The organism is Bradyrhizobium sp. AZCC 1578 (genome assembly GCF_036924675.1).
In the GTDB taxonomy this organism is placed as follows: Bacteria; Pseudomonadota; Alphaproteobacteria; order Rhizobiales; family Xanthobacteraceae; genus Bradyrhizobium.
Genome location: NZ_JAZHRZ010000001.1, coordinates 43,631 through 55,335, shown reverse-complemented (window position 1 = coordinate 55,335; position 11,705 = coordinate 43,631). Strand labels below are relative to the sequence as shown.

Below are 11,705 nucleotides of genomic sequence, written 5' to 3'. Positions count from 1 at the left end.
GTTCGCATACGATGAAACCGCAGTGCAAACAACACCGCAAAACCCCTAAGTCGTGGTCAACAGAGCGTTTTTCCTTACTGTACCCGGATGACCACGGTATCGGCCGCGCCGGTCGCATCGATCACGGTCAACCGGGCAAAGCCCGGTCCGGGCGGATCGACCAGGCGCTGGCGACGGCTGTCGATCTCGCCGACTGAAGTGCCGTTCATCATGATGATCAGCGGCAGCACGCCGCCGGCAACCTTGACCGGCATCCCGGCGGCCTGCCCGTCGCTTGAACGGTCGACGTCGATGCGCGACCCGTTCAGGGGAAACTGGATGCGCGGCGCAGAATCGCTGCCGGTCCGGATCAGTTCGCCGACCGGACGGAACCGCCGCAGCGGCAATGGCAGCTTGGCGTTGCTGGCGATCAGCGCACCTTTCGGCGGCTTCGGCAGCGCCGCAGGGATTTTCCCGGTGCGCGCAAAGGCGTCGAACAGGATCGGCGCGGCGGCGGTGCGGCCGACCAGGCCCGGCACTGGCGCGCCGTCGGGACGCCCGACCCACACGCCGATCGTGATGCGGCCATCGAAACCGACCGACCACGCGTCGCGATAGCCGTAGCTGGTGCCGGTCTTGAACGCAATTTTGTTATGCACGCCGTTTTCCGGCGGCGGCGTGCCAAGCAATACGTTACCGACCTGCCAGGCGGCGGCGTGGTCCATCAGCCGGAGCGGCTCACGCTCGTCCTTGGTGAGCACGATCTCGCGCAACGGCCGCGCCGCACCCAGCCGCGCCAGCCCGGCATAGAGCTGCGCCAGGTCCTGCAAAGTAACGCCGACGCCGCCAAGGCCCATCGCCAGACCCGGCGCTTCGTCCTTCGGCAGCACGAGATTGCCGCCGGCCTGCTTCAGCCGCGACGACAGCCGGCTGGAGCCGACACGGTCGAGCAGCGCGATCGCCGGCACGTTCAGCGAGAGTTGCAACGCCTTACGCACCGGCACGGTGCCCTGGAACGTCATGTCGAAATTTTCCGGCGCATAGGAGCCGAAGCGGATCGGGCGGTCATCGATCAGGCTTTCGGGGTGCACAAAGCCATCCTCGAACGCGAGCCCGTAGATGAACGGTTTTAGCGTCGATCCAGGCGAGCGCACGGCGCGGGTCATGTCGACCTGTCCGGCGCGGCGCTCGTCGAAATAATCCGCCGAGCCCACGCGCGCCAGCACGTCGCCCGTTTCGTTGTCGACCGCGATGATGGCGACTGAAATATTCGGTCCCTGCGCCACGGCACGGTCGCGCGCCAAGGCTTCCAGCGTCTTCTGCAAGCCGGAATCCAGCGTGAGCTTGATCAGCGGCGTACCTTTCACCGTCGCCATCGCGGAATCGGAGGAATGCGGCGCCAGGATCGGCATCGGCTTGCGCAGCCGCGGCACCGCCACCGCCTTGGCCTGCGCCGCGTCCTCTTGCGACACCACGCCATCCTCGACCATCCGTGCCAGCACGCGGTCCCGTGCGGCGTGGGCGGCTTCCGGATGACGGTCGAGCCGGCGGCGTTCCGGCGATTGCGGCAGCGCGACCAGCAATGCGGCTTCAGCGAGCGAAAGCCGCTTCGGCTCCTTGCCGAAATAGGCAATGGATGCGGCGCGGATGCCTTCGAGATTGCCGCCGAACGGCGCCAGCGCCAGATAGAGATCGAGGATTTCGTCCTTGCTCAGTTGCCGCTCGAGCTGGACCGCGCGCACCATCTGGCGCAGCTTTGCGTAGACCGAGCGCTCGCGCCGCGGCTCCATCAGCCGCGCCAGTTGCATCGTAATCGTCGAGCCGCCGGAGACGATGTGGCCGCGGCTCGCCAGTTGCAGCGCCGCCCGTCCCAGCGCCAGCGGATCGACGCCGCCATGCGACCAGAACCGGCGGTCCTCGTAAGCAAGTAGCACCTTGAGATACCCGGGATCGACCGCGGTCTTTGCCTCCACCGCCAACCGCCACCGTCCGTCGGCCATCGCATAGGCGCGCAGCAGCTTGCCGTTGCGATCGACGATGGTGGTGGAGACTTTGCGCGCCTCTTCCAGCGGCAATGGGCCCAGCGCGTAGACCCAACCCGCGAAGGCGGTCGTGATGACGACGAGGACAAAGGCCAGCGTTACGGCGATCCGGAAAAAGCGGCGAGGCCCAATACCACCGCCATGGCCGGGCTTGCCCGGGCATGACGATTGAGATTGTGGTGACGCCGCGTCGCTCATCCCACCATCGCTCATTTCGCCGGACGCACATCGACCGAGCCGGTGCCGGTACGGCCGTAGCGCGAGGGGTTGTACATGTCCTCGACATGGGCCTGCGGCAGCACGTATTTGCCGGGCGAGACCGCGCGCACGATGTAAGCCACCGTGAACACCGACTGGTCGTCGCTGGCGCGCTCGATCGCCGCGGTGAAGCGGTCGTCGCGGAACTCGGTATGCTCCGGCTCCGCGCCGTCCTCGATCCAGTCCAGCGTGCCGGAGTCACCGGACGACACCAGGCGCGGGTTGTCGATCTCGAGACCGGCCGGCAGATAGTCGGCCACCATGATGTGCCCGCGTTCCGGCTTGGCCTCGGTGATCTTCAGCACCACCGCGAAGCGATCGTTCTGCTTGGCCTTGGTGACGTCGGCGGGCTTGCCGTCGAGCGAGAAATAGCTGCGCTCGATCTTGAAGCCGTTGGAAGCCGCGGGCTCCGGCGTAACCGGCGAGCCCGAGACCGAGACCACCGCCTGCACCGGCGCATCGCCGGTATTGGTGATCTTGACCGGCTTGCCGGCCACCGCCTCGGCCTTGTAGCTGCGATAGACGGCGGCCTTGACCGGCGATCCATCGATATCGAGCGCCAGCGTTTCCTTTGACAGCGCTCGCGCGGCCAGCACCATCCAAGCATTCTCCTGCGTGGAGGTGTAGGGCGTAAGCCCCCGCGCCGCTTCGACCCGCTGAACGGCCTGTGTCAGTGTCGCCCGCGGCGCGTTGCCTTCGCTGGCGAGCGAGACCAGCGCCGCCGCGTCGCGCAGCGCCGAGCCGTAATCGACGCGGCCGAACTCGATTACCGGTTTTGGCGCCAGCGCATCGAGTGCCGCCGCATAGACCCGTTCCGCCCGCGTCTTGTCGCCGACCAGCGCCAGCGCCGCGGCGAGCTGCGATTTCGCAATCGGCGTTGCGAGATTGCTCAGCTTGGTGTCGGCGAGATAGCGGAGATCGCCGATCGGCGCTGCGCCATTGCGGGCGAGCACGTAGAGGCCGTAGGCCAGATCGCGGCCGCCGTCCTTTTCCGGCTCGTTGGCATTGACCACGGAGTTGCGGATGCGATCCAGCGCGTTCTTGAACAGCACGTCCGGCACCGCAAAGCCCTTTTCGCGGGCCCGCGTCAGGAAGTCCGTCACATAGGCGTCGAGCCAAGCGTCTTCGCCGCCCGCCGACCACAGCCCGAACGAGCCGTTCGAGCCCTGCCGCGCCAGCAGCCGTTCGATCGCGTCCTTGATGCGCTGGTCGACGGCGGTATCCATCGCCAGGTGCGCGCCGGCCGCCAGATCATTGACATAGAGCAACGGCATTGCGCGGCTCGTGATCTGCTCGGAGCATCCGTGCGGGTAGCGATCCAGCGCCTTCAAAATGGTCGCCGCATCGAGTGCGGTGGATAGGCTGACCGACAGCGAGACGCTGCCGGTGCCCGACACGAGGTCGGAGAACATGTCAGGAGTCAGCGTCAGGCTCTCGCCTTTCGCCAATGTCCGGATCGAGCGCCGCGCCAGCACCTGCGTCGCCGCCTTGACGTCGAGCGCATAATGCCGCGCCAGCGTCAGCCCGTTCGGGCCCTTGATGTCGACGTCGAGATTGGCGGTGCCGGCGCCGCCGGCATCGAGCGCCAGCGACATCGAGGTCCGCTGCTTGGCCGCGAGTTTGACCGTCGTGGTCGGATTGCCCGTCACCTTCACGGGTCCCGAGGTCTTCACGCTGATGCTGTAGTCGCCAGGGGCGCCCTCGACATTGTCGAGGTCGAAACTCATGGTGCCCTTATCGCCATTGAGCAGGAAGCGCGGCAGCGTCGCCGTCAGCACGACGGGGTCACGCACCGTGACATCGATGGTGGCGCGGCCAAGCTTGGTCGCGTTCCACGCCACCGCCATCACGCGTGCAGTACCGGCGAACTCCGGAATGTCGAAACTGATCTCGGCGGTGCCGTCGGCGCCAACCGTGACGATGCCGGAATAGAGCGCGAGCGGCTTCTGCGTGGGCGGTGAGCCCTGCAGCTCGGCGCCGGCGGAATCGCCGCCGGTCCTGATCTGGCCGCGGGTACCCTGCATACCGTCGATCAACTGGCCGTAGAGGTCGCGGATTTCGGCCGTCAGGCGGCGCTGGCCGAGATAATAGTCATCGGGTGCCGGCGGCTTGTAGTTGGTCAGGTTGAGAATGCCGACATCGACCGCGGCGACCACGACCTTGGCGTCCTCGCCGGGATTGAGCCCACCCAGCTTGACCGGGATCTTTAAGCTGGTGCCGGGCCGAACCAGCGGTGGCGGCGACAGCGCGACTTGGAGCGTGCGCGCCTTCTTGTCGATCCCGAACCATTTTAGCCCGATCGCCCGTCCGGGCATCCGCAACGCCGCCGCGTCCAGCGGTCGCCGCAGCGTCGCCAGCACATAGGCGCCTGTGCCCCAATCCTTGCTGACGGTCAGTTTGACCTGCTGGGTGCCTTCCTTGACGTCGACGGTCTGGGTCGTCAGCAGGCGGTCGCCGAGCACGTTGATGGTGAGCTTCCCGGCGGTGCGGGCATTGACCGACACCACCATGGTGTCGCCGGAGGCGTATTCCGGCTTGTCGATCGAGGTCTCCAACAGGTCCGGCGTATCGGCGCTTCCGTCGGAATACCAGCCGACGTCGAACTGCACCGAGGTGATCGGGCCATCCGCCTCGTTCGATTTGACGTCCAGGCGATAGCGGCCGGGCTCCGGCGCGACCGACACCCGCGCCGCCTTGTCTGATGTCAGCGTCAGGTCGCCATCGGCAACGCGTTTGGTGGATTTGACCGGCTCATATTCCCAGGACGAATTCTGACGATACCACTGATAGCGCGACTCCATCTTCAAGAGTTCGTAGCGCAGATCGTCGCGCGACAGTTGCTTGCCGTCCGGGCTGACGAAGACCACGTCGAACTCGGCCTTGTCGCCTTCAGCGACGCTCTTGTCGCCGAACAGCGGCTTGATGCCGATCAGGGCCGCGGTCGGCGCCACGGGGAGCACCAGCTTGCGCTCGACCGCGCGGCCGCCGGTCTCCACCATCCGGATGAAGATCTGCGCCTCCTGCGGCTGGGTCGAGGTCGGCGCCTTCGCCAGCGACACCGGGAAGGTCGCAACACCATTGGCGTCGGCCTCCGGCAGGTTCTCGATCGGGGTGCGCTCGTTGGAAGCGGTTTCCTCGTCCTCCACACCGAACTGATAGCCGGGATAGCCGGGCCGCCCGGAGGCTGCGGGGGCGACCAGCATGTCGCCTTCGAGCTGCAGGCCCGACGCCGGCGCACCATAAAGGAACTTGCCAGCGACCTTCAGTTCAACCGGGGTCTCAGCCTTGATCACCTTTTCCTTGGCCGAGACGTCGAATTCGATCCGTTCGGGGATGTAGTCCTCGACCATGAAGGTGGTCTCGCCGACGGACGAGCCCTTGGGGTCGGTAAAGGCGCGCACCCGCCAGGTCCCGGTCGGGACCGCCGAATTGAGCGGCACGGCCATGGAGCGGCCACCCGCGCCCTGGTCGGGGAGCTGGGCGCGGCGGAATTCGACGCCGTCCGGCCGCTCGATCACCAGCGTCAGCGGCCCGCCGGCCAAGGCGTTGCCCTGCCCGTCGCGCAGCAGCGCGGTCAGGTAGACGGTCTCGTTCGACCGGTAGACCCCACGCTCGGCATAGACGAAGGCGTCGGCGCCAGGCGGCACGATCCGTCCTGACACGCCGCGGTCGGTGAGGTCGAAGGCATTGGTCTTCAGGCTAAGGAAGGCGTAGTCCGCCTTCTCGCTCATCACCGTCAGCAACGCCGGCGAGAGCCCGCCCTCGCCGCGCGCAAGCCCCGCCTCGAACAGCACGTGGCCGGCATCGTCGGTCTTGCGCGTGGCCAGGATCTCGTTGTTGCGCGCGACCAGCCGCACTTCGGCCTTAGATACGGCTTCGGTCGAAGCCAGCGAATTGACGAAGACATGGATGCCGTCATTGCCGGAAAACGCCGTCAAGCCCAAGTCGGAGACGATGAACCATTGCGTCGCCAGTGTGCCGTCATCGTCGCTGCTGCTGCCCGGGCCCTTGGCGGCGGCCGTCATCACGTAGACGCCCGGCTGCAGATCTCCGAGCACCTGGTCGACCGGGAAAGCCGTCACGACGTCCTGGTTCAGCGTCGAGGCGGTGGCGAGCTCGCCGGACCAGACCTTGACCCCGCGCTCGTTGCCGAGATCGGAGAGCTGATAGCTGGAGAGCGTCTTCTGAAAATCGCTGTCGACCACCGTGTTGATCAGGTTCCGGTCGCCGATCCGGAACACGTTGACGTTCACCGAAGGCGTGTTGACGCTGACCAGCGGAATGCCGCGCTGGCCGGTGCGCGGCAGCACATAGGCGCGGCCGGTGAAGCGCACGAACGGCTTGCGGTCGCGGACATAGACGTTGAACTCGGCCGATTTCGGCAGGCTCTCCTTCACCGTGGACGGCAGGCCGGCGCGCAGGTTGATGTTGTAGCGCTCGCCATGCTTCAGCCCGTCGACGCAGAGCTGCTTGCCTTCGCTCGTCAGCGCCGGCTTGTCGGTGCCGGCCAGCGCCACGAAGGGCGCGAAATCGACCCGCTTGGCGAGGTCTTCGGAGAACTGGAAACAGGCGCGCGGCGAGGCGCCGTCGGAATCCACGGTATAGTCGAGCAGCCGGAAGCCGTGCTGATCGCGCATCTTCTCGTACTGGCCGCGGACCTCGGCGACCTCACGCATGTCGAGCGACAGCCGCAACGCATCCAGTGCCGGGCGCCACAGCTTGCGCTCGGACATCGCCCGGCCCAGCACGGCCAGCGCATCAGCCTCCTCGGCCTGGTTGCCGGCGCGCTGATAGGCGATGTAGGCCGCGGTCGAGGCGCGCTCATAGAGGAAGGTCTGTTCGCTGGAACTGACGGAGCGGATCTGGAAGATGGTCTTGGCGAGCCGCAGCCAGTTGGCGCTGTCTTCTGGCGTGGTCGCCGCGATCTGGCCGAGGATCTGCAGGCCCACCCGGAAGTCGGCGCGCTTGAAGGCGGCGTCGGCGTCGTTGCGCAGCGTCGCGGAGGATTTCGCCACCGGCCCCGCCTCGCTCTTGATCTGGGCCTCCAGCTTCACGGCCGAATCGGCCAGCTCGTCGCGCTTGAATGCCTTGTCCGCGGCCCCCGCCGCCGTCAGGCCAAGCGCCAGCGTGGCGCAAATCACTGTGGCGCGAACCAAACCGATCATGATGGGCTCCTTGCCGCGGACAGATGCCGCGTAACGACCAAAAAAGGCGCGAAAAGGTGACGGACTGATGGCGGTGGTGAAGGCTTGCGGAAGGGTCGCATGCATGGCTTAGGCAGTCCAAACGGTCGCGGCCGTCCCGTAGCAGACGGTCAGCGGGGAGGCATGTATATTGGGGCAGGCCCGAGGCTACGGCCCGCCGTCTGGCTTTGTCGCACCCTTGAGGAAATCGGTTCGACCGTCTTGGCGGGAAGGCGGATTTTTCATATTGGCAGTGGTAGAAAGGCTCAAGGCGGCGAGACAGCCCCGACGGTCCCATAGCTCAACTGGATAGAGTAACGGATTTCTACTCCGTGGGTTGCAGGTTCGAATCCTGCTGGGATCGCCATACCATTTCGCGCTTTTCCGCAATTTCGACTTCATTCTCGTCTCGGTTGGATTCTCGGCTTATGATGCCGGCCAGCGATTGCTTCCGTTGCCCTGACAAAGGATGCGGACGTCATGCCAAAAAAGGGAATCACCGGCCACGACGAATGGGTCGTCACGGAAGCGCTGGCGACGGCGCTGGTCGCACTTGAGCAGCTCGAGCCGACCCAGCAGTCGCGCCAGCAGATGGACGATATCCGGAAGCTCTTGGCAGCCAATTGTCAGCCCGGGACCATCAACCTGCATCTCGCCCAGGCCAAGTGCCGGCTGAACCCCCATGCCGATCGCGCCGTCATCTATCGCGAGTACGGATTTCAGGACTGGGAAGTCTGACGAGTGTGCTGCCTGCTGGAATAAGCTCGGAGCGCTGGTGTTCTGTCGTGGGGAGAGAACCGCGATAATTCTGCGAGGAAGGCTGGGAGGATATTGGGATGAAACTGCCGCACGCACCCGTCACGGCAATAGCTCTGACGATTTTGGCCGCGACGATCGCCCTGCCCGCACCCGCCCGAGCTCAGACCTACGATCCCAGCTACCCCGTTTGCCTGCAGGTCTACCAAGGCTTCGTGGACTACTATTTCGAGTGCCACTATCGAACCATGGCGCAGTGTCAGGCGTCAGCATCGGGCCGCTCCGCGCAATGCGTCGTTAACCCGTACTATGCCGGGCGCGGCAAGCGCCCGAAGCGGTATCAGTCCTATTGAAAATCGGTTCGCTTCGATGGGGCGTGGCTCGCACCTCGCCACTCCCGCCCGCTGTTCACCAGCCGTAGCTGCCTAGCGCCAGCGGCCTTCGTGGTGCCCTAGCCGTTCGCGTCGTGTCGGACTGCAGGCAGCGCCGGGCCGCTTCGATCTCGGCGTCGCTCGCGCCCTTGCTCCGTGCCCAGTGCTCTGCGGCGGGCGCGCTGTATTTCGCCACGTAGTAACGCACGACCGGACACGAAATTCGACGCAAGACACCGGACTGGTCACTCGCAAATGCGGCGCTTGATGTACCCAGACACAGCGCCAGCACACACATCCAACGTAAGGCCATGTGATTCCCCTCTCTATGTCAGAGGGCCATGGCTTTCAGCGACGCATCAAGCCCGATTGTGAGTTCCGCCAACGGAACGGTCGGAGCTGTGCTTAAGCCGCAACTATTACCGTCGTGACGGCGCCGCTCCGCCCGATAAACGCGACTTTCTACAATCATTAAAATTGATTGTTTACGAAAAAGGCCGAACCTGATTGCCGCCCTGGGACAATCCGTTAGCCTGCTTGCCAGGGCTGCGTGAACCGTTGGTAGCCGAGATGGAATTCGACCGCCGATCTGTCGCAAGGACGACGATTTCGAAAAGCGCGTTGCTGTTCTTCGACGCTCGGCGCGGTGTCTTCACCTGCCGCGTTCAGGATGTCACGAATTCCGGGGCTGGAATTGAACTCCACGACCTCAACCTGCTGCCCCTAAATTTCGAATTGACCTTCGACAATTTTCACAACATTCGCGAATGCCGCGTAATCTGGCGGCAAGGCGATTTCGTCGGTGTTGCGTTTCAAAACTGATCGATCTGCGACCAGGCGCCATCCCGCATCCGTTGCGCCGACGCGGGCGGCTCACGCGCCAACTCGCTCGAAGCCGCCATCTAGGCGTATCCTGCAAAGCCCAGAAGTCCTGTCAGGCAAGACCGCAGCAGGCAAGACAGGCTTGGAGGCAAAACAGGCTTGGAGACAAAACAGCCTTGGAGAATGGAACTAACAGCGGGGCTCCGCGTCGAATCCCTTCGGTTCCACCGGCACGCAAGCTAATGACGGGCGAGCCGCCTTCGCGTATCGTTTGCGGTCGGTCGTTTCGAGTTTGTGACGGGAGGTCGAACATGTCTTGGGATCGTCCGTTCGCTCAGCCTGTGCCGCTCCCGAAAGGGCCGCCAGCGCAAACCCTGCGAGACGCCGCCGACTACATAAGGACCCTTCCTCAGCCCGAACGCGAACGTCAGGAATGGCGGCTCGCCATCCAGATGCTTATTGATGCCGCCGAAGATCGTGGACCCATGCTGTTCGCGCGCATGGGAATTGTCAGAGCCTTTGAGACGAGTATTGAAACGACGCTCGATGCGGAGCCCCCAGGATCCCCGCCAAGATCCCCGCCAAGCAAGCTGAAAGAAAGCAAAGCTGAAGGGAGACCGTGACGCCGGCATCTGAACCCAGGTCAACGTCACGCAGGTGGTGCCGGAGAGCATGAAGACGCTTCAAGCCCGGCATTTCCAAATCGAACGAGAACTCGCGCTCGCAGGCGAAGTGCAAGCCACGCCGCCACCGAACGACCGTAGACCTGCCTAGCTAGGCTACATTCCTAATTCGGAAATCATCGATCCGCTTGCCGGATTTCAGTTTTGCAGCGAGCCAGCGAGGCGTCTTCCCTCGGCCTGCCCACGTCTCGGACGGCCGATCGGGATTCCGGAATTTCGGAACGACCGTCGGATATGGACGCCGCCCTGTCGATGATTTCGTGCGCTCAGCTTCGACGACGCCCTTGAGCTGCTTCAGGCGATCTTCAAGGAGGCGCTTCTCTGCAAGCAGAGTCGTTGCAAGCCTGGCGGTTACTTCTTCGTGGAGTGCCCACAGCTCATCCGTGGACATTGATTTTAAGGCTTTCCGGTTCACGACCGTCCCCAATCATGATTCGATGGCTATCATCGTTGGTTGCAAAACATGAGTAGAATAGGGCTGATTTAGAACCTCCTTCGGGCAGAAAAGTTCCATCCCTTGGCATCGTGACACACAACCATAACGGAATCCGCTCGAAGATGCACCAAGAAGCTGCACCAGATTTTCTTCGCCCGCAATCATTAAGGAAGCGCCGGCGGCGACAATCGCCCATAATAGCCGAGCGCGCGTCTCCCTGGGGTAGGTGATAGGAGCGGCACCCGGCTATTCGGGCCGCGCGGCGGTGCGGCCTGAACAGGAACTCATTTATGATTTAAGGGAACTTTAAAAAGCCATTGAATCATAACGATTTTATCAGAACGCAAATCGCGCGATCAGGCACTGAGCTTTGCCGCGGAACCGAAACGGCCGCAAACGACCACGAAATAGCCTGGCGAGAGGAAACGTAACGCTCTCGATACGTTTCCCCCGGTCTCATGAATGAACGGCCGAGCGCGAGGCCCCCTTGAGTCCGCCACCACCCGAATTCGATCGCGACGAGGCGCTGGTGTGTATGGCGCTGGCGTTCTGCTTGGCCGGTGCATCGACCAGCATCATCTACCGGCTGCTGGGTTGAGGGAGCCCGGACGGATCAGTGAGCCACTGTGCGCATGCCGACGAGCGCGTGGCGCGCTTTTGGTTTTGCGATGTGATGGCGCCGATGAAGCGAGGTAAGCGGCGGCTCGAGTGTTCGCGGTCAGGAGTAGACGAGGCCCGGAGTGCCTAGGTGACAGACGCAATCAGGAAATTATCAGCGCTCGGCAATGACTTAGGCCAAAAGCTGTCCGCTATCCGAAAGAGCAACTGACGCATTGAGCCGCAAAGAGGGATTGATGGAGCGAGACATTATCGAGCGCTTGATGGATTTCGAACGATGCGGCCTCACGGCCCTTGACCGGGTCAACATGCGGGAATGCGCAGCGATCGAGATTCACAGGCTACGGCAAGAAAACGAACGATACCGCGGCGCACTGGAGGTCATCTCTGGCTCGTCCGACCGGCTGCAAGCCCTTCAGGCTATTGCAGCACTCGACAATATCGGCCCGAAAATTGGAGTCTAGGATGAAATATGACTTTGAACTTGGTGGCCTGACGGTTGGCATAATCTGCGGCTTCATGCTGGGATTTTGTACCTTCGGCCTGTTGCACTAGCG

General features: G+C 63.8%; 8 protein-coding genes and 1 tRNA gene. 5 read left to right on the top strand and 4 right to left on the bottom strand.

Features of this window, described 5'->3' with window-relative positions; translation table 11 throughout:
• Positions 1-74: 74 nt before the first annotated feature.
• Positions 75-2,219: a penicillin-binding protein 1C gene (gene pbpC / locus V1290_RS00400; protein ID WP_334362454.1), complete on the bottom strand. Its 2,145-nt coding sequence runs from the start codon at positions 2,217-2,219 to the stop codon at positions 75-77.
• Between the two features lie 11 nt (positions 2,220-2,230).
• On the bottom strand, positions 2,231-7,444 hold the full coding sequence (locus tag V1290_RS00395; protein WP_334362453.1) for an alpha-2-macroglobulin family protein: 5,214 nt from the start codon (positions 7,442-7,444) through the stop codon (positions 2,231-2,233).
• Positions 7,445-7,752: 308 nt separating this feature from the next.
• On the opposite strand from V1290_RS00395, the gene V1290_RS00390 reads away from it, so the two are divergent.
• From V1290_RS00390 to V1290_RS00380, 3 genes are all read left to right on the top strand, one after another.
• A tRNA-Arg gene (locus V1290_RS00390) sits at positions 7,753-7,829 on the top strand.
• A 113-nt stretch (positions 7,830-7,942) separates the two neighbouring features.
• A complete protein-coding gene (locus tag V1290_RS00385) occupies positions 7,943-8,200 on the top strand; it encodes a hypothetical protein (protein WP_028346177.1) in 258 nt (85 codons plus the stop codon).
• Positions 8,201-8,298: 98 nt separating this feature from the next.
• Complete coding sequence (locus V1290_RS00380; RefSeq protein ID WP_334362452.1) at positions 8,299-8,571, top strand: DUF3551 domain-containing protein; 273 nt, start codon at positions 8,299-8,301, stop codon at positions 8,569-8,571.
• 55 nt (positions 8,572-8,626) lie between these two features.
• On the opposite strand, the gene V1290_RS00375 is transcribed toward V1290_RS00380, so the two are convergent.
• The gene (locus V1290_RS00375) at positions 8,627-8,902 is read right to left on the bottom strand and encodes a hypothetical protein (RefSeq protein WP_334362451.1); all 276 of its coding nucleotides are present in this window, start codon (positions 8,900-8,902) and stop codon (positions 8,627-8,629) included.
• 257 nt (positions 8,903-9,159) lie between these two features.
• On the opposite strand from V1290_RS00375, the gene V1290_RS00370 reads away from it, so the two are divergent.
• A complete protein-coding gene (locus V1290_RS00370) occupies positions 9,160-9,411 on the top strand; it encodes a PilZ domain-containing protein (RefSeq protein WP_334362450.1) in 252 nt (83 codons plus the stop codon).
• 774 nt (positions 9,412-10,185) lie between these two features.
• On the opposite strand, the gene V1290_RS00365 is transcribed toward V1290_RS00370, so the two are convergent.
• On the bottom strand, positions 10,186-10,509 hold the full coding sequence (locus V1290_RS00365; protein ID WP_334362449.1) for an H-NS histone family protein: 324 nt from the start codon (positions 10,507-10,509) through the stop codon (positions 10,186-10,188).
• 875 nt (positions 10,510-11,384) lie between these two features.
• Between V1290_RS00365 and V1290_RS00360 the strand changes: the two genes are divergently transcribed.
• Positions 11,385-11,612, top strand: a complete 228-nt coding sequence (locus V1290_RS00360; protein ID WP_334362448.1) for a hypothetical protein — start codon at positions 11,385-11,387, stop codon at positions 11,610-11,612.
• Positions 11,613-11,705: the final 93 nt, after the last annotated feature.

Excerpts from the sequence above, each read along its gene's own strand:
- V1290_RS00385 (WP_028346177.1), top strand. The coding sequence starts at position 7,943 with ATGCCAAAAAAGGGAATCACCGGCCACGACGAATGGGTCGTCACGGAA.
- V1290_RS00375 (WP_334362451.1), bottom strand. The coding sequence starts at position 8,902 with ATGGCCTTACGTTGGATGTGTGTGCTGGCGCTGTGTCTGGGTACATCA.
- V1290_RS00360 (WP_334362448.1), top strand. The coding sequence starts at position 11,385 with ATGGAGCGAGACATTATCGAGCGCTTGATGGATTTCGAACGATGCGGC.
- V1290_RS00380 (WP_334362452.1), top strand. The coding sequence starts at position 8,299 with ATGAAACTGCCGCACGCACCCGTCACGGCAATAGCTCTGACGATTTTG.
- V1290_RS00370 (WP_334362450.1), top strand. The coding sequence starts at position 9,160 with ATGGAATTCGACCGCCGATCTGTCGCAAGGACGACGATTTCGAAAAGC.
- V1290_RS00395 (WP_334362453.1), bottom strand. The coding sequence starts at position 7,444 with ATGATCGGTTTGGTTCGCGCCACAGTGATTTGCGCCACGCTGGCGCTT.
- pbpC (WP_334362454.1), bottom strand. The coding sequence starts at position 2,219 with ATGAGCGACGCGGCGTCACCACAATCTCAATCGTCATGCCCGGGCAAG.